Origin of the sequence: Streptomyces griseoaurantiacus, assembly GCF_036189845.1 — a bacterium.
GTDB lineage: Bacteria > Actinomycetota > Actinomycetes > Streptomycetales > Streptomycetaceae > Streptomyces > Streptomyces griseoaurantiacus.
This window is the reverse complement of sequence record NZ_CP108326.1, coordinates 6,751,190-6,769,650: the sequence shown is the minus strand read 5'-3', so window position 1 is coordinate 6,769,650 and position 18,461 is coordinate 6,751,190. Positions and strand designations below refer to the sequence as shown.

11 protein-coding genes are annotated in these 18,461 nt (G+C 70.9%); 10 read left to right on the top strand and 1 reads right to left on the bottom strand.

The features are described 5' to 3' along the window. Positions 1-240: 240 nt before the first annotated feature. On the top strand, positions 241-3,582 hold the full coding sequence (locus tag OHB09_RS29760; RefSeq protein ID WP_191892271.1) for a right-handed parallel beta-helix repeat-containing protein: 3,342 nt from the start codon (positions 241-243) through the stop codon (positions 3,580-3,582). A 20-nt stretch (positions 3,583-3,602) separates the two neighbouring features. Then, complete coding sequence (locus OHB09_RS29755) at positions 3,603-4,853, top strand: S8 family serine peptidase (RefSeq protein ID WP_191892270.1); 1,251 nt, start codon at positions 3,603-3,605, stop codon at positions 4,851-4,853. Positions 4,854-4,937: 84 nt separating this feature from the next. Here the strand turns inward: OHB09_RS29755 and eccCa are convergent, their stop codons facing one another. Beyond that, positions 4,938-8,861, bottom strand: a complete 3,924-nt coding sequence (eccCa, locus tag OHB09_RS29750) for a type VII secretion protein EccCa (RefSeq protein WP_191853802.1) — start codon at positions 8,859-8,861, stop codon at positions 4,938-4,940. A gap of 360 nt (positions 8,862-9,221) precedes the next feature. Here eccCa and eccD point away from each other — a divergent pair, with 360 nt between their 5' ends. The 8 genes from eccD to OHB09_RS29710 all read left to right on the top strand — a co-directional run bounded on the left by eccD (position 9,222) and on the right by OHB09_RS29710 (position 18,448). Continuing rightward, positions 9,222-10,625 (top strand): type VII secretion integral membrane protein EccD, encoded by a 1,404-nt coding sequence (gene eccD / locus OHB09_RS29745; protein ID WP_006138588.1) that lies wholly within the window; start codon positions 9,222-9,224, stop codon positions 10,623-10,625. Positions 10,626-10,706: 81 nt separating this feature from the next. Then, a complete protein-coding gene (eccB, locus tag OHB09_RS29740) occupies positions 10,707-12,338 on the top strand; it encodes a type VII secretion protein EccB (protein WP_191892269.1) in 1,632 nt (543 codons plus the stop codon). A 233-nt stretch (positions 12,339-12,571) separates the two neighbouring features. After that, positions 12,572-12,910 carry a hypothetical protein gene (locus OHB09_RS29735; protein WP_040894218.1) on the top strand — a complete coding sequence of 113 codons (339 nt, stop codon included), beginning with the start codon at positions 12,572-12,574 and terminating at the stop codon, positions 12,908-12,910. A 133-nt stretch (positions 12,911-13,043) separates the two neighbouring features. Then, positions 13,044-13,367, top strand: coding sequence for a WXG100 family type VII secretion target (locus OHB09_RS29730; RefSeq protein ID WP_006138585.1), 324 nt, complete (start codon positions 13,044-13,046; stop codon positions 13,365-13,367). Between the two features lie 121 nt (positions 13,368-13,488). After that, the gene (locus OHB09_RS29725) at positions 13,489-13,938 is read left to right on the top strand and encodes a type VII secretion system-associated protein (RefSeq protein ID WP_006138584.1); all 450 of its coding nucleotides are present in this window, start codon (positions 13,489-13,491) and stop codon (positions 13,936-13,938) included. A 76-nt stretch (positions 13,939-14,014) separates the two neighbouring features. Continuing rightward, on the top strand, positions 14,015-17,494 hold the full coding sequence (locus OHB09_RS29720; RefSeq protein ID WP_328922826.1) for an AAWKG family protein: 3,480 nt from the start codon (positions 14,015-14,017) through the stop codon (positions 17,492-17,494). A gap of 131 nt (positions 17,495-17,625) precedes the next feature. Further along, positions 17,626-18,075: a YbaB/EbfC family nucleoid-associated protein gene (locus tag OHB09_RS29715; RefSeq protein WP_006138581.1), complete on the top strand. Its 450-nt coding sequence runs from the start codon at positions 17,626-17,628 to the stop codon at positions 18,073-18,075. A 7-nt stretch (positions 18,076-18,082) separates the two neighbouring features. Continuing rightward, a complete protein-coding gene (locus OHB09_RS29710; RefSeq protein ID WP_040894216.1) occupies positions 18,083-18,448 on the top strand; it encodes a hypothetical protein in 366 nt (121 codons plus the stop codon). Positions 18,449-18,461: the final 13 nt, after the last annotated feature.

The window sequence follows — 18,461 nt, the reverse complement described above, 5'->3', positions numbered from 1 at the left end:
ACGCACAACTTCCGACGGCTCGTCATGTCACCGGGGTTACCAAAGGGCGTCGGAAAGTCTCCCCGCTGGTAAGAGCGTTGCGCGCGGCCCATAATTCGACACACGGAAACACTCGCCACACCGCGTGCCCCACCCGCCCCGGTCGTCACGGAACCCGGACCGGAGTAGGAACACGCGTACGGGGACGGCATGATGGTGCCCACCGCAACCCACGGGTGCCGACACGAGGAGGTCAGCGGAGTGCGCCAGGTAGTGACGGTCTGTCCGGAGGGCACCGGGGACGCCCGGACGATCGGAGAGGCCCTGGCCAGGGCGCGCGGAGGCGCGGTGCTGAGCGTGCGCCCGGGGACGTACGAGGAGAACCTCGTCGTCACCACCCGGGTGACCATCGTCGCCGAGCAGTCCCGCGGCAGCGTCCGCATCACACCGCGTCAGGGCACCGCGATCTCCCTGCGGGCCGACGCGGTGATGCTGACCGACCTCGTGATACACGGCCAGGACGAGAAACTCCCCGTCGTGGACGCCTCGCAGGGGCAGGTCGCGATGCAGGGCTGCGAAGTGTCCGGTGCGGCCTGGACCACGGTGCTGGCCCGCAACTCCGGTTCGCTGGCGATGCGCGAGTGCCGGGTGACGAGCCGCTCCGGCGCGGGCGTCGTGGTGACCTCTTCGACGGAGAGCTCGCTGGAGTCCTGCACGCTGGAGCACCTCGGCACCACCGGCGTGGTGATCGGCGAACGCGGCCGGGCCACGATCCGCGGCTGCACGATCCGGGACGCCCGCGGCAACGGCATCCTCGCCAACGGCGACGCCCAGGGCTCCGTCGAGGACTGCGACGTGTCCTCCACCGACAAGCCCTCGCTGGCCCTGGAGGAGCGCAGCGCGCTGAAGGTGCTGCGCACGGTGATCCACGACACCACGATCGGCGCCCACCTGACCAGTTCCGGCCGCACCGAGCTGGAGGAGCTGCGGGTCAGCGGCACCAGCGGTCCCGGCATCGTGGTCTCGCACGGCGCCGACCCGGTGCTGCGCCGCTGCCGCACCGCCCGGACGCAGGGCCACGGACTGCTGGTGACCGACCGTTCGCGCGGCACCTACGAGGACTGCTGGCTGACCGGGGCGCACGTGCCGGCGCTGCGGGTGGCGGGGGCCTCCTCGCCGACGCTGACCTCGCTGACCGTCCGGGACGGCGACGCGGAGGGCGTGCTGCTCGAGGAGGACTCGGCTGCCGAGCTGGAGCGCATGGAGATCGTCGACGTCAAGGGCGTCGGCGTCGTCATCAAGGGCGGCGCCAATCCGCTGGTGCGGCGGGCCCGGATCACCGGGGCCGGCGGCACGGGCGTGGTGGTGCGCGAGGGCGGCCGCGGCCGGGTGGAGGACTGCACGGTGGAGACACCGGGCGGCGCCGGCGCGCAGATCGCCTCGGGCGGCGACGTCTACCTCGCCGGGTTCTCGGTGAGCGGCCCGGGCGGGGCCGGTCTGGAGATCGGCTCGGAGGGCACGGTGTCGATCCGTGACGGCGAGCTGGTGTCGGCGGGCGGCTGCGGCGTCCTGGTGGAGGACGGCGGTGAGCTGACGGCGACCCGGGTGCGGGCGGCGGCGGCCACCGAGCACGGCTTCCTGATCCGGGAGGGCGGCCGGGCCTCGCTCAACGGCTGCGAGGCGGCCGGTTCCACCCGCGACGGCATCCGCGTCGAGTCCGAGGCACCGGTCTCGGTGGTCAACTGCACCGTGCGGGAGAACAAGGGCTCCGGCCTCGTGCAGTCCAAGACGGGCGGCCGGCTCGCGGTGGAGAACCTCACCAGCACCGGCAACGAGTCCCGGGACGCCTGGGGCTTCGGCGAGGCGGAGGGCACCGACCCGGCCGGCACCGTGCCGGACACCGACGGCCCGGAGCGCCCGGACGGGCCGATGGCCGCGCTGGAGAGCCTGATCGGCCTGGAGAACGTCAAGGAGCAGGTCCGCACGCTGGTCAACCTCACCCAGCTCGCCCGGCGCCGCGCCCAGCTCGGCATGCAGGCGCCGCCGATGAGCCGTCACCTGATCTTCGCGGGGCCGCCCGGCACCGGTAAGACCACGGTGGCCCGGCTGTACGGCACGATCCTGGCCGAGCTGGGGGCGCTGCGCTCCGGGCACCTGGTCGAGGTCTCCCGCGCCGATCTGGTCGCCCAGGTCATCGGCGGTACCGCCATCAAGACCACGGAGACCTTCGAACGCGCCCTGGGTGGCGTGCTGTTCATCGACGAGGCGTACACGCTCACCTCCGACTCCCGCGGTTCGGGCGCGGACTTCGGCCGGGAGGCCGTGGACACGCTGCTGAAGCTCATGGAGGACCACCGCGACGACGTGGTCGTCGTGGTGGCCGGCTACTCCAACGAGATGCGCAGCTTCCTCACCTCCAACCCGGGCCTCGCCTCCCGGTTCTCGCGGACCGTGGAGTTCGAGAACTACTCGGTGCCCGAGCTGGTGGAGATCATGGAGAGCATGTGCGGGCGCCACCAGTACGTGCTCGCCGACGAGACCCGCAAGGCGCTCGCGGTGCACTTCGATCGGATACCCAAGGACGCCGGGTTCGGCAACGGCCGTGCGGCGCGCCAGGTGTTCGAGGAGATGGTGGACCGCCAGGCGGTACGGCTTTCCTCGCTGACGAACGTCTCGGAGCAGGACCTCACCCTGCTGCTGCCGCAGGACATCAGTGAGGAGGCGGCACAGGAGGCCGCCGCGGGACCGGACGCGCCGGACGCCGGCGACGACGCGCTCAGCAGGCTGGACGCCCTGATCGGGCTCTCGGCGGTCAAGCGGGACGTCACCGATCTGGTCAACCTGGTGTCGACGGCCCGGCAGCGCGAGGCCGCCGGGCTCCCGGTGCCCCGGATCAGTCACCACCTGGTGTTCACCGGGCCGCCCGGCACCGGCAAGACGACCGTGGCCCGGCTGTACGGCGAACTCCTCGTCTCGCTGGGCGTGCTGCCGCGCGGCCAGCTCGTGGAGGTCTCCCGCGCCGACCTCGTCGGCCGGTACGTGGGCCACACCGCGCAGTTGACCCGGGAGGTCTTCGACCGGGCCCTGGGCGGCGTGCTGTTCATCGACGAGGCGTACACCCTCACCCCGCGCGGGGGTTCGGGCTCGGACTTCGGCCAGGAGGCCGTGGACACGCTGCTGAAGCTCATGGAGGACCACCGCGACCAGGTGGTCGTCATCGTGGCCGGCTACACCGGCGAGATGGAGGCGTTCCTGTCCTCCAACCCGGGTCTGTCCTCGCGGTTCTCCCGCCGGGTGGAGTTCGCCGACTACTCCTCCGACGAGTTGGTCACCATCGTCCGCCAGCACGCGCTGCAGGCGGGTTACGAGTGCGGGGCGGGCCTCGGCTCGGTGCTGCGGCAGCACTTCGACACGCTGCCCCGGGACCGGTCGTTCGGCAACGCGCGCACCGCCCGACAGGTGCTGGAGCGGATGATGACCCGGCAGGCGGGTCGGCTCAGCCGGCTGGCCGCGCCGAGCCTGGACGACCTGCGGCTGCTGCTGCCGGAGGACCTCGTCGACCAGGCCTCCGCCTCGCCCGCCTCCAGCGGGGCGGGCGCATGAGCGAGGGGAAGGGCACACGTATGAGGGATACCGCCGCGCGCAGGTCCCGCCCGGCCCGGCGGGCCCGCGCGCTGGGCGCCGCCCTGCTGGTGACGGCCGTCGTGGGCGGTGCCGCCGCCGCGCCGGCCGCCGCTGCCGGGGGCAGTTCGGTGCGGCTGCCGGTGCTGCCGTCGAAACTGGCCCCGGACGATCCGTGCACGGCGGGCTCCACCCAGCGGGCCACGGCGGTGCCGTGGGAGCAGGCGGGCCTCCAGCTCAACCGGGCCTGGCAGGTCACGGCGGGCGAGGGGGTGACCGTCGGGGTCGTCGACACCGGCGTCTCCACCTCCGCGCCCGCGCTCAAGGGGCGGGTGACGGCGGGCGGCGACGCCGGGACCGACTGCGTGGGACACGGCACCTTCGTCGCCGGTCTCGTGGCCGCCGCCGCCCAGGACGGCGTGCGGTTCACCGGCGTCGCCCACCGGGCCCGCGTCCTCGCGGCGCGGGGCAGCGACACCAAGGGCACCACGAGCGCCGACCGGGTCGCCGCAGGCATACAGACGGCGGTCGCGGGCGGCGCGGACGTGGTGACGGTGTCGGCGGCGCTGCCGGGCGACTCCGCCGCGCTGCGCTCGGCGCTGGCACTGGCCGCGAAGAAGGACGTCCTGGTGGTCGCCGCGGCGGTGCCGGACCTGCCGGACCAGCCCGGCTCCAAGGACCTGCCACCGCGCGACTTCTACCCGGCCGCGAGCAAGGGGGTGCTCTCCGTCCTCGACCTGGACGTCCAGGGCAAGCGCCCGGTCGGCTCGTTCACCACCGAGAGCGCCGACCTCGCCGCGCCGGGCGACGGCGTCGTCGGCATCGGCCCGGCCAAGGACGGCCACTACATCGGCTCCGGCGCCTCGCTGGCCGCCGGGTTCGTGGCGGGGACGGCGGCGCTGGTGCGCTCCGTGCACCCGGAGCTGTCGGCGGCGGCGACGGCGCGACTGCTGCGGTCCTCCGCGTACCCGGCGGACGTGCCGCGCCTGGACCCCTACGCGGCCGTGACCGCCGTCCTCACCCGCGCGGATTCCGGCGGCGCCGGGGTGCGCGCGGAGACCGCGGGGGCGCCGGTGCGGATGCCGGAGGACAAGGCGGCCGGGCCGATCCGCCGCGCCATGTGGCCGGCGGCGGCGGGCTTCGGCGCGATCGTCGCGGTGGTCTGGCTCGGGCTCGTCATCCCCCGGGGGCGCCGGCTCGGCTGGCGGCCCACCCGTGGCGGGACCCCGCGGGCGGCCGAGTCGGAGAGCTGAGCGCGGCACGCGCACGGAAGGGGCCGGTCACGACCACGCGGGTCGCGACCGGCCCCTTCCGTGTGCCGGGCGGCGCCGTGCGGGCTACTCCGCCGTTCCGGCGGCCAGGGCCGTCTGGATGAGCGTCGGCTTGCGCCGCACGATCCGCAGCGCCCTCCCCGGCGGGAGGACCCTGGGCTTGACGTTGCCGAACATGTAGCCCTCGGAAGGCGGGCAGGACAGCATGAGGCCCGGCGTGTTGACCTCGTCGAGCCGCCGCAGCAACTGGTCGTTCAGGCCGCGGCCGGCGCCCATCGCGGAGCGGACCACGACCATGTGCAGGCCCAGCTCGTGCCCGAGGGCGAGGTGCTCGAAGAGCGGGGCGAACGGGTGGTCCACGATGGTGCCGCCGCCGACCATGTCGTAGTCGTCGACGAGCACGAACAGCCGGGGTCCGGTCCACCAGTCGGCGAGCCGCATCCGGGCCGGGGTGATCTCGGGGCCGGGGAGCCGGGTGCGGAGCGCCTTGGCCGAGCCGCCGACGAGCTGCTTGAGCGCGTCCATGGCGACGGCGTGGCCGAGCCGGTACTCCTCGGGCACGGCGTCGACCAGGTCGCGCCGGTAGTCCACGACGAGGACGCGGGCCTCGTCGGGCTGGTAGCGGGCGACGATCGCGTCGGCGACCACCCGCAGCAGGTTGGTCTTGCCGCTCTCGGTGTCACCGATGGCCACCATGTGCGGGGTGCGGGAGAAGTCGTGCCAGACCGTGCCGAGGGTCTCCTCGTCCTGGCCGAGCGGCACCCTGAGACCGTCGCCGAGGTCCGGCGCGGGCAGTTCGGCGGCGGGCAGCAGATGCGGCAGCATCCGCACCTGCGGGGCGCGCGGGCCCTGCCAGGCGTCCGCGATCCGCTCGACGAGCTCGGCGACGCCCTCGCTGAGCGTCTCGGGGTCGTTGGAGCCGTCGCCGCGGGGCAGCGCGGACAGGAAGTGCAGCTTGGAGTCGACGGTCAGACCACGGCCGGGGATGCGGGGCACCGCGTTGGCCTTGCGGATGTCGACCACGGAGTCCATGTTGTCGCCGAGCCGCAGTTCGAGCCGGGTGGCGGCCTGGTCGCGGACCGGGGCGGTGAGCTCCAGCCACCGGGCGGTGGCGACGATGAGGTGGATGCCGTAGTTGAGTCCGCCGGTGGCGATCTGGTTGAAGGTGGGCAGGAACTGGTCGAAGTTCTGCCGGACCTCGGACCAGCCGTCGACCACCAGGAAGATGTCGCCGTGCGGTTCCTCGGCGAACTCCCCGGCGGCGCGGCGGCGCCGGTAGGTGGCCATCGAGTCGATGCCGTGGTCGAGGAAGAACTGCTCGCGCTGGGTGAGGACGGCGGTGACCTCGGCGACGGTACGGCTGATCCGCTCGCTGTCGAGGCGGGCGGCGACGCCGGCCACGTGCGGCAGCTTGGTGAGCTGCGAGAGCGTACCGCCACCGAAGTCGAGGCAGTAGAACTGGACTTCACGCGGGGTGTGGGTGAGCGCCAGGGCCATGATGAGGCTGCGCAGCACGGTCGACTTGCCGCTCTGCGAACCGCCGGCGACGGCGACGTGGCCGCCGGCCGTCGCGAGGTCCACGAGGAGCGGGTCGCGCCGCTGCTCGAAGGGCTTGTCCACCAGGCCGACCGGCACCCGCAGCTTTCCGGTGCCCGCCCAGCCGGGCGCGGTCAGGCCGCGCACCGGGTCGACGGTGAGGCCGCCGAGGAGTTCGTCGAGCGGGGAGGGGTCGCCCAGCGGCGGCAGCCACACCCGGTGGGCGGGCGGCCCGGAAGCGCGCAGCCGGTCCAGGGCCACCTCCATCAGGCTGCGGCTCTCCTCCTCGGCCTCCGGCTCCGGTTCGATCGCGGCCGGGGCGGGGGCGCGGGGCACGACGTACCCGGCGGACCAGGGCACCACCTGGGTGGCGACCCGGGCCTGGGCGACGGCGCCGCCGCGCCTGCGGTAGGGGCCGGAGACGTAGGCGGCGCGGAACCGGGTGAGTGCCTCGACACCGCTCTTGAGGTAGCCGCTGCCGGGCTGGGAGGGCAGCTCGTAGGCGTCGGGCACGCCGAGGACGCCGCGGGACTCCATCGCGGAGAAGGTGCGCAGGCCGATCCGGTAGGACAGGTGGGACTCGAGCTGATGCATGCGGCCCTCGTCCAGGCGCTGCGAGGCGAGCAGCAGATGCACGCCGAGAGACCGTCCGAGACGGCCGATCATCACGAAGAGTTCCATGAACTCCCGGTGCGCGGCGAGGAGCTCGCTGAACTCGTCGACGACGACGAAGAGGCTGGGCAGCGGGTCGAGGGGGGTGCCGGAGGCGCGGGCCCGCTCGTAGTCCAGGGCGGAGGTGTAGTTGCCGGCCGCGCGGAGCAGTTCCTGGCGGCGGATCAGTTCACCGTGCAGGGCGTCCTGCATACGTTCGACCAGGGCGGCCTCGTCGGCGAGGTTGGTGATGACGGCGCTGGTGTGCGGGAGTTCGTCCAGGCCGAGGAAGGTGGCGCCACCCTTGAAGTCGACGAGGATGAAGTTGAGGGTCTCGGAGGAGTTGGTGAGGGCGAGACCGAGGACCAGGGTGCGCAGCAGCTCGGACTTGCCGGAGCCGGTGGCGCCGATCAGCATGCCGTGCGGGCCCGTGCCGCCCTGCGCGGACTCCTTGATGTCGAGCTCGACCGGTCGCCCGTCGGCGCCGACCGCGATCGGCACCCGCAGCCGGGCGGAGCCGGTGTGCTTGCGGAACAGGGTGTCCGGGTCGAGCCGGTGGAGGTCGGCGACGCCGAGCAGGGTGGTGAGTTCCATGTCGGCCAGGAGCGGCTCGACGGAGTCGGTGGTCAGGCTCATCCGGTAGGGGGAGATGAGCCGGGCGAGCGACTCGGCGGCGCGGGGGCCGACCCGGTCGGGGCGGCCGAGGGTGGTGGTCTGTTCCCGGCGGCTGCGGTCGGTGCGGACCAGGGAGACGGTGTCGCGGGCGACGTCGAGGCGGAGAGTGGTGCGGCCGGGACGCCAGGTGAGGGTCTCGGACAGGTCGATGACGACGGCGTTGCGGTAGCCGGGGCCGTCGAAGCGGTGCCCGCCGGGGACGGCGGCGCCGTCCACCACGACCACGACGAACGGCTCGTCACGGCCGGGCGCGGCGTCCGGGTCGTAGGCGGGCCGCTCGGCGAACTCGCTGCCGAGCTGGTCCTCCAGGTCGGTGAAGGCGGTGGCGATCATGCGCAGGGCGCCGGCGCCGTCGGTCTCGTGCGGGTGCTGGCTGTGGGGCAGCCATTTCAGCCATTCCCACTCGCCGCGCACCTCGTCCTCGGCGCAGACGGCGATCCACATCTCCTCCGGCGGGTGGAACAGTGCCAGTTGGCACAGCGCGGCGCGGATCATCGCACGTGCGGCCTCCCGGTCGCCGCGCATCAGCACCCGTGACCAGGACCGCAGGTAGAGGGCGATGGGCTGGTGGGGGACGGTGCTGTAGGCGCGGATGAAGCGGCGCAGGGCGTGTGCGCTGAGCGGTTCGAGGTCCTCGACCGGCTTGGTGGAGATCGGGGTGAGCCGCATGGCGAACTGCTGGTCGCCGACGGCTATCCGCACCTCGCCGAAGTCCTCGTCCTTGGGGCGGCGTTCCCACAGCCGGGTGGTGCGCACCATGGTACGGAGCACCGCCGGGTCGGGGTGGCGCCAGGCGAGGGCGAGTTGCTGCTCGACCACCGCGCGCTGCACGGTGCGCCGGCTCTGCGCGAGGTAGCGCAGGTAGTCCCGGCGCTCGCCGCGCAGCCGCTGCTTGCGGTCGCCGGCCTTGCGCATGACCTGACCGACCATCATCGCGACGGCGGCCAGCACCATCATGCCGAGCGCGATGTACATGAAGACGCCGTTGCCGCCACCGCTGCGCAGGAACATCAGCATCATGGACACCGACATCATGGCCATCGGCATGTAGGTCCATATCGCGGAGGTGTCCGGGACGGTCTCCTGCAGGGTCGGCGGTTCCTGCAGGGTCAGCTCGCCGCTGGGCATGTGGGGGCCGCGACGGCGGGCCGGACGACGGAACAGGACCACGCTCAACGCTGGAGCTCCTTACGGTTTGTCGCGCACGTCGGCGGCACGTGGAGGCAGCCGGGCGCGCCCGGGGACGGCACGCCGCCATCGTGGGCCGGGCGAAGAAGGCCGGTAGGCCGGACCGTACGATACGGCGGTGTACTCGGACGCACCCGCGGGGGTGACGAGATGTGAACACCATTGTGCCCTGGCTCCCGTTGACCACAGTCACCGGAAGTGTCAGTAGTCTGCACCCGTCAACTCCGTACGTCCATGTCACCCCTCCCCCCTCTCGCCACTCCCTCCCCCTTTCGACGTTCAGGAGACGTGAGTCCCGGTATGACCGACACCTCCGTGGCCGGACTGTGCCACCTGACCGTGCGCGCCCCCAGCCGCACCATCGACCTCGCCGTCCCCTCCGACGTGCCGGTCGCCGACCTGCTGCCCACGGTGCTGCGCTACGCGGGCGAGGACATCGAGGAGAACGGCCTCGAGCACGACGGCTGGATACTCCAGCGCCTCGGCGGCCGACCGCTGGACGAGGAGGCGACGCTGGCCTCGCTCGACCTGACCGACGGCGAGGCGCTGCATCTGCGGCCGCGCACCGAGGCGTTGCCGGAGGTGCGGCTGGACGACCTGGTGGACGGGATCGCGGCGGTCACCCGGGACCGGCTGCACGGCTGGAGCGAGGAGGCCGCGCGGCGGCTGCTGCGCGGCCTGGTGGCGCTGGCGGTGCTGGCCGGGCTGACCCTGCTGGCCTGGCCGGGGGGACTGTCGGTGACGCTGCGCGCGGGCGCCGCCTGCGCCACCGGCCTGCTCCTGCTGGCCGGTTCGGCCTCGGCGAGCCGTGCGGTGGACGACGCGGCGACCGGCGCGGTGCTGGGCCTGCTGGCCTCCCCGGCGCTGGCGCTGGCGGGCTGGCTGGTGCCGGGCGGTGAACTGAGCGGGCCGCAGGCCCACCAGGTGCTGGGGGCGCGGCTGCTCGGGGCGGCGGCGGCCTGGGCGGGCGGTGCGGTGCTGGCGCTGGCGGCGGCCGCGGTGCGCACGCCGCTGTTCCTGGCCTCGGCGGTGGTGGCGCTGGCCACGGCGGTCGGCGGCACGCTGATGACGGTGTTCGATGTGCGTCCGGCGGCCGCGGCCGGGGTGGTGGCGGCGCTCACGGTGCTCATGGGCGGCCTCGTGCCGGCGCTGTCGTTCCGGTTCGCGGGAATGCGGATGCCGGCCCTGCCCACCAACGCGAGCCAGCTCCAGGAGGGCATCGAGCCCTACCGGGGCGAGGACGTGACGGTCCGCACGGAGCTGGCGAGCGAGTGGATGACGGCGCTCTACGGGGCGACGGGCGTGCTGGCGTCGAGCTGCCTGGTGGGTCTCGGCTACCACCCGAACCTGCCGGCGCTGCTGTGCGCGCTGTCGCTGTCGCTGCTGCTGCTCCTGCACGGCCGCGGTCTGGTGAACACCGCCCAGCGTCTGGTGCTGGTGCTGCCCGGCGCGTGGGGTCTGCTGCTGCTGTCCTTCGGCTGGGGCCTGGAGCTGTCCGGGACCGACCGCGCGCTGCTGGTGGCCGGAATGCTGGCGGTGGCGACGGCCCTCACGGTGGCGCTGTGGACGGTGCCCGGCCGACGGCTGGTGCCGTACTGGGGGCGGGCGGCGGAACTGCTGCACTCGCTGCTGGCGATCGCGCTGCTGCCGCTGACGCTGTGGCTGCTCGGCGTGTTCGGTCATCTGCGCGGCATGACGGGCTGACCCCGGCGGCCGGGCCGGCGCCCTCCCGGGGCCGGCCCTCCCCTCAAGCGAGTACGAACCAGAACGAGCCAGGAGGCAACCGTGCGGTCCAAGCGCGATCAGGTGCAGGCGCACACGTTCATGATGGGGCGGCTGACCGCGGGCATGCTGCTGGCCGACCCGGACGCCCCGGAGAGCCCGCTCGGGCGCACCACCCGCGGGGCGCTGATCGGGGTGGTGGTCGGGGCGCTGGTGTGCGGCGGTGCGGTGGTGTTCGGGCTGCTCAAGCCGGGCGGCAACGACAGCTGGCGCGGCGGCGACACCCTCATCGTCAACAAGGACACCGGCGCCCGCTACCTGTACGTCGGGGGCCGGCTGCGCCCGGTGCGCAACTACGCCTCGGCGATGCTCATCGGCGGCTCCGACCTGAAGACCACCACGGTGGGGTCGGCGTCCCTGGAGGGCACCCCGGTCGGCAGGCCGGTCGGCATCACGGGTGCCCCGGACACCGTGCCGGGCGGCGGGAACCTGGAGGACTCGGCGTGGGAGGTGTGCTCGGCGGGTACCGGGACGACCACCGCGCTGGTGCCGGGTGCCCCGCTGGAGAACGAGCCGGTCGGTGAGCACTCCGCCTTGGTGGTCCGGGGTCCCGACAGGCGGATGTACCTCGTGTGGCAGGGCAGCCGGCTGGAGCTGGACGACGCCTCGGGCGCCGCGGAGTCCCTCGGCTACGGGGCGGTGAAGCCCAGGCCGGTGTCGGCCGCGTTCCTCAACGCACTGGTGAGCGGCCCGAAGCTGGCCACGCTCCCCGTCCGGGAACAGGGCGCGCAGGGCCCGGAGCTGGGCGGCCGCGGCACCCGGGTGGGGCAGGTGTTCCGGGTGGTGGCGGGCTCCGGCAGCCAGGAGTACGTGCTGCAGAAGGACGGGCTGCACCCGGTGACGGCCACGCAGTCGGCCCTGCTGGTCGGTGACCCCGGCACCCGCAAGAAGGCGTACGCCGGGCAGCCCCCGAAGGTCGTGACGATCGGCGTCTCCGACCTGCGGGCCCATCAGGCGCCGGGCACCACGGCGAAGGACCCCTCGGTGGCGGGACTGCCGGACAGTCCGCCGCGTGCGGCGCGGACGGAGACGGGGCAGGCGGTGTGCGCGCAGGTCGACTCGGTCGACGGCCGGGTGCGGGTGCGGTCGGTGCGGGTGGCGGAGTCGGCGCTGTCCCCGGTGACCCAGCCCGACCCGACGGCGCTGACGGCGGCGTGCGTGCCGGTGAACGGCGTGGTGATGCGTCCGGGGCACGGCACGCTGGTGCGGGCGCTGGGGGCAGCCGGGGCGCCGGTCGGTGACACCACGTTCCTGGTGAGCGACGACGGGGTGAAGTACCGCATACCGAACTCCGACGCACTCACCGCGCTCGGCTACGACGAGGGGTCCGCCGTACGGGTGCCCTCCACCCTGCTGTCCATGCTCCCCACCGGGCCCGAACTGGACCCGGCGGCCGCGGCCTCGGAGTCGGTCACACCGGTGGCGGCCGGTTCCACGGCGCGCGGGAGAGCGGCTCAGTGCGAGAGCGGCCCCGCGAAGGCGGGCACCGCGGTGGCCGGGGAGGCCAAGGCGCCGTCGAAGGGCACGGAGAAGGACTCGTCGAAGGGCACGGGGACGGGCACGGGCACGGGCAACGGCGTGGAAACGGCCACCGGCACGACCGCGGGATCGGGCACCGCGGGCAGTGGTTCGTGACCGTTTGCGGCACTCTCCGCGCCCGCTTGACGACCGCTTCCCGGGGCACCCTGCGTGCCCACGCCGGTACGCCCCGGGACGTGAGGGTTGCGTCCAAGTAACCGCTGAGCAACAGAACTTGACGATCCGGCGTCAGTAACCTCAGATTTTCCTCAGGCGGTTGGCAGCGCAACTTTTCGCACTCTAGGCTCGCGGTGCCCCGAACACTAACCCGACACACGAAAGGTGGGACGATGGCGGGAGACGGCCAGCAGTCAAGCGAACATTCAACCCGGAACGGCATTCAGGCCCTCGAGAGCGCTTTCAGCGGCATCATGAAGATCCGCCAGGACGTCGACGGGACTCGTGCCACCCTGGGCGCCGGTTACCAGGGAAGTGACGGTGGCCAGTACGGCCAGCTGCTCAGGCAGTGGGACGAGCAGTGCAGCGTCATCCTCCGGAACCTCGAGACCATGGTCGACCGACTGAACCAGAGCCTGGTGCAGCACAACAAGACCCAGGGCTCCTCGAACGACCAGATCAACCAGGCGTACAGCGCCTCCCAGTCGGCCTTCGACCAGCTGGCGGGCTGAACGCGGGACGCCAGGCCCCTTCCCCGGCACCTCCGGTCACGGTCGTGCCACGGGCACCGGCGCCCCACACCGGTCGCACTCGTGGCGACATCCACATCCACACCCCCGCACACCCTCGTGAAAGAGGCAGACCGTGGCAGACAATCTGAGCGACGGTTACATCTACGTCAGCTACAACCACATGGCGAACGCGGCCGACGACATGGTCATGCAGACCAAGGCCATCTCGGAGACGCTGTCCAACCTTGAGGCGGAACTCAACGAGCTCTCCAAGACCTGGTACGGCACCGACGCCGACGAGTACCACCGGAAACAGAAGGCCTGGCACGGAGCGGTGGAGCAGATGAAGATGCTCCTCAACTCGAACGGCAAGCTTCTGCAGGACATTCACGACTCCTACTCACACAGTGAGAAGTCGCTCAGCCAGATGTGGTCCGAGGTCACCATCGGCCGCTGATCCGGCTCGCCACCGCACCGCGCCGGAACGGCCCTCGCGCCGCCGGCGCGGTGTGCGCATTCCCCCTTCCGTCGCCGTCGCCGCTCCCCTCGGCCGGCGCACACCGCCAGCGGAGACACTCATGACAGACCTGACCCATCTGGACTCGAACGCGCTGAAGACCTTCAAGAACCAGGATGTCGCGACGTTCAAGAAGGACCTCAAGGACGTCCGCGAGGACGCGGCGGGCGTCAAGTCACTGAAGAACCTGATCACCAACAACGGCGACGACTCCATCAAGCACAAGTCCATCCTGCGGATCGGCATCATGGGCGGAGGCGACAGCTCGGATCCGCTCGGTGGCGGCGCGCTGCTGTCGGCGCTCGGTAAGAAGGCGACCGGCCTGGACGACCTCTTCGTCTCCCAGGGGACCCTCTTCGACGACATCGACGAGGCCCTCGAGACGACGCTCACCACTCTGCTCAAGACCCAGGGTGACAGCCTCACCTCGATCGACGGCGAGAAGCTGCTGGACATCTTCGGATCCGTCGAGGACGACATGAGCGGTACCGGAAACAAGAACGACGACTGACGCGGGCGCACACACCCCCGCCGCCCGCTCACCGCCCTCCCTTCCCCCACCTCTCTCAGCAGCGGAGCTCCGTCCCATGGCCGACAGCACGTCCGGTGTCCCGACATACGACGAAGGCGACTACTTCGCCCAGGCGGTCATCAGCCTCACCGGCTACCCCGTCCCGTCCAGGTCCTCCCTGTTCAACAGCCTGAGCAGCTCCAGCAGCGACGACTTCTCCGACCTCAAGCTGTTCCGCATGGAGATCTCGGGCGAAGGCATGCGGTCGGTGACCGAAGCCGACTATTCGGCGCTCTACCAGCAGCGGCACACGGGCGGTGACGACTACGTTCTCGCCTTCTACGACGCCGGCGGCGACGGGGCGCACAGCAGCGTGAGCTTCAAGAAGGCGCGGATCATCATGATCGGTGTCGGTGTGGACGAGAACGGCCGTGCCACACTCTGGGGCGACAAGCAGATCAGCGGCGGCGGCAAGTTCGAGGGATCGTACTCGCACACCCAGTGGGATTCCGGGCCGATGGCGCAGTACATCTCCGGCAGCAAACTCGCCCTCGACAGAATGATCGACAGCCTCACCACCGAGGATTTCGAATACGCCGGGGCCAGCGTCTCCGACGCGAACGCCGTCGACCTGAACTCCTTCATCACCGTCGGGCAGTCCTTCGACCGGGTGATGAACTTCTTCATCGCCCACGCGGACACCATCGATTCGTGGATGAAGTCGCTCGGCGAGGACCAATCCGCCTGGAAAGGAAAGGCAGCCAGCCTCTTCTGGCACCTGCTGAAGGAGCTCAAGACCAACTACGACGGATACGTCACCCAACTGGGCGGCCGCAACTTCTCACCGAATTTCGGCTTCAACGATTATCACCCGAAGACCAATGTGAGCAACGCACTGCTCGGCGCGATGATAGCCGCGCGGCAGGCGGTCCTCGATGTGCAGAAGGGGTGGGAGTCGTGGGCGAAGGACGGCAAGCACGACCCCCACTACCACCTCGTGAAAAAGCTCGACGAGGTCAGTAAGTTCGTCATCCAGAACAACATCAACCACGTGAAGTCGCACACGACCACCTACGGCAACTACGGCGGTGGCACCTCCACGAGCACGTCCTACTCCACGGAGGATGGGTTCAAACAGGTCTCGGCGTACGGCGACCTCACCCAGAAGACGACCTGGCAGAAGATAGCCGACGCCGCCGTCGCGGACTGGGAGAAGCACGCGGACGCGACGGTGGTGGCCGCGTCCATGACGGCACTCAGCCGCATGAAGAACGCCTGGGCCGAGGCGCTCGACGTCGTCAAGAAAGAAATCAAGAACAAGAACACGGAAACGCTGCAGGAAGTCTACACGAAGCAAGAGAACCAGATCGCCAAGGACGAGGCCAACGAGAACAACGACAAGCTCAACAAGTACCTCGACGACCTCGGTGACGGAGTCAACGATCTCGGGGACAACTTCAACAAGCTCGGGGACAACTTCAACGACCTCAACGACGACCTGAACGACAACCTCAACAACATCGGCGACAATTTCAAGGACCTCAACGACGGCCTCAACGACAGCTTCGACAACCTCGGCGACAATTTCAACAGCTTCGGGGACAGCTTCAACGACCTCAACAAGGGCCTGAACGACAACCTCAAGGGTCTCAACGACGGAATCGGCGACAATTTCAAGACGTTCAGCGACGATCTCAACGATGCGTTCAGTTCGGGTAACGACAACCTCAACGAAGCGCTCGGCGGCAATTCCGACCTGAACAAACTACTGAACGACGACCCGAACAACCCGCTCAACCCGGCCATGCTCCTCAACAGGAGCCTGTTCGACGGCGGCGACGGCACGGACGACAAGACGAAGCTGAAGTCCGTCAACGGAGCCACCACTCAGCTCAACGACGACGGCACCCTGGGCACCGACTTCCCCGACGGCTCCCACACCACGTTCGACCCGGACACCGGTGACCTCACCACCATCGACGCCGACGGCAACAAGACCACGACACATCTCAATCCGGGTGACACCTTCACCAACCCGGACGGCTCCACCACCAAGCTCAACGACGACGGCACCCTCACCACCACCTTCCCGGACGGGTCCAAGCAGACCCTCGACCCGGCCACCGGGCAGGTCACCACGCTCAATCCGGACGGCAGCCTCGCCGACAGCGGGATCCTCGACCCGACCGACGGCGCCTTCACCACGCCCGGCGGCGGCACTTCGCAGCTCAACGCGGACGGCAGCCTGAGCTCCGACTTCCCCGACGGTTCCCACTCCACGTTCAACCCGGACACCGGTGACCTGACCGTCACCGACTCCGACGGGAACACCACGACCACGCACCTGAACCCGGGCGACACCTTCACCAACCCGGACGGCTCCACCACCAAGCTCAACGACGACGGAACCCTCACCACCACCTTCCCCGACGGCTCCAAGCAGACCCTCAACCCGGACACCGGGGAACTCACCACCACCGACCCGCAGGGCCACACCACCACCACCGACCTGGTGCCGAACGCGGGGTCGTTCACCACGCCGGACGGCGGCACGGCACACCTCAGCGCGGACGGCAGCCTGAACACGGACTTCCCCGACGGTTCGCACTCGAAGTTCGATCCGGACACCGGTGACCTGACCCTCACCGACTCCGACGGGCACACCACCACGACCCACCTGAACCCGGGCGACACCTTCACCAACCCCGACGGCTCGACCGTCAAGCTCAACGACGACGGAACCCTCACCACCACCTTCCCCGACGGCTCCAAGCAGACCCTCAACCCGGACACCGGGGAACTCACCACCACCGACCCGCAGGGCCACACCACCACCACCGACCTGAACGGTCCCGGTCTGCCGAACTCCTCGCTCAACACCGACGGTCTCAACCTCGACGGCCTCACCTCACACTCCACGCCGGACTTCAGCAACCTGAACGGCAACCCCGACTCCTTCTCGTTCAGCGGCGGCCCCAACTCGCTCAACGGCGGCGGCCTCGGCGGCGATTCGCTCACGTCGAACGGCCTGGACTCCGACCTCGACGGCGAATACGACGACTACGACAGCACCCCGTACGGCGGTGGCTCGCTCCGCTCCGGCGGCGCGAACCAGGGCGTCTCACTCAACGCCGGCTTCGGCACCGACGCCCAGGACGCGCAGACCGCACCGGGCGGCACGCCCATGAACCCGATGGCCATGGGCGGGGCCGGCGGCGCGCCCATGGGTGGTGGCATGCCGATGGGTGGCATGGGAGGCGGTGGCGGCGGCCAGGGCGGCAACAGCGAACGTACCCGCGCCGTGCTCACCGATCCCACCGGTGGCCGACGTGGCAGGATGGCCGGCAGGGCGGCGGGTGTCGACGAGGACGAGGACATCGTGTACACCCGGCCGACCACGTCCAGCTCCCCGTATCCGGTGGGTGGACCCGGCGCGGCCGGCCAGAACGGCCGGTCCACGGAGAGCGGCGACCGGGCCCGGGAGGCATGGCTCGCCGAGGACGAGGACGTCTGGGGCACCGACGAGGGCGGTGCGCCCGCGGTTCTCGGCCGCTGACGCAGACCTCCCGCGCGGTGACGGACGGCATGTGGCCGTCCGTCACCGCGCGGCGTGGTTCACGGACCCGGCAGACGCCGGACAACAGCCAACTACAGCGAACGACCCAGAACGAACGGGGAGGGTGCGCGATGGACAGCGAGTCGATCGAGAAGCGGCTGGCCAAGGCCATGGCCCAACTGGAGGCCACGGAGGCCGCGGTGGCGGAGGCCGAGGGTCAACTCGCGCACGCGGAGGCAACGGTGCGCTCGTCCGACCGAGCGGTGGAGGTGACGGTCACCGCCCAAGGTGACCTCACTTCCGTGACCTTTCTCGACGGCAAGTACCGTAATATGCCTGCAGGTCAGCTGGCGGCGAGTGTTCTGGAGGCGGTTCAGGAGGCGCGGGCACGGATGGCGCGGAAGGTCATGGCGACGTTCGAACCGTTCACCAAGCCGAACCCCGAGGCACCCGAGATCAGCGGCTTCGACGTGGACTGGAACAAGATCTTCGGACCCGGTGTGCTGGAGGGTCCGAGGAGTGACCGACGTCGCGGTGCCGGCCGGCTCCGTGACGAGATCAGCGAGGACCCGGAGGACTGAGGCAACGATGTCGGAAAACGCGTACTTCGCCAGTCCCGATGGCCTGGCGAACGGGACTCGGCAGGTCATGCAGATCAGCCAGTTCGCCGTCAATATGCTCGAGGAATTCATCACCGACGTGTCGGCGACGTCCGACTGGCCGGGGAAGGACGACAGTTACGCCAAGCAGATGATCCCCAAGGAGCGGGAAGGGCGCGAGGGCGCCATCTCGACCTGCAGGGAGTTCGTGAACGCGCTCGTGGCCATCGGCGACGGCACGATGGCGAACCTGCACAACGTCGTGGGCACCCAGGGTGGCGTGCTCGACGGCATCCGTAACTCCCACATCAACACGGGTGACGGCAACAACGGCACGCACAGCGGCAAGCACTGACGGCACGGTCCTC

What these genes read in the sequence shown, in the direction of transcription:
- eccD (WP_006138588.1), top strand. Translation starts at nt 9,222, where the DNA reads ATGACCGACACCTCCGTGGCCGGACTGTGCCACCTGACCGTGCGCGCC.
- OHB09_RS29755 (WP_191892270.1), top strand. Translation starts at nt 3,603, where the DNA reads ATGAGGGATACCGCCGCGCGCAGGTCCCGCCCGGCCCGGCGGGCCCGC.
- OHB09_RS29720 (WP_328922826.1), top strand. Translation starts at nt 14,015, where the DNA reads ATGGCCGACAGCACGTCCGGTGTCCCGACATACGACGAAGGCGACTAC.
- OHB09_RS29710 (WP_040894216.1), top strand. Translation starts at nt 18,083, where the DNA reads ATGTCGGAAAACGCGTACTTCGCCAGTCCCGATGGCCTGGCGAACGGG.
- eccCa (WP_191853802.1), bottom strand. Translation starts at nt 8,861, where the DNA reads ATGCCCAGCGGCGAGCTGACCCTGCAGGAACCGCCGACCCTGCAGGAG.
- OHB09_RS29725 (WP_006138584.1), top strand. Translation starts at nt 13,489, where the DNA reads ATGACAGACCTGACCCATCTGGACTCGAACGCGCTGAAGACCTTCAAG.
- OHB09_RS29715 (WP_006138581.1), top strand. Translation starts at nt 17,626, where the DNA reads ATGGACAGCGAGTCGATCGAGAAGCGGCTGGCCAAGGCCATGGCCCAA.
- OHB09_RS29735 (WP_040894218.1), top strand. Translation starts at nt 12,572, where the DNA reads ATGGCGGGAGACGGCCAGCAGTCAAGCGAACATTCAACCCGGAACGGC.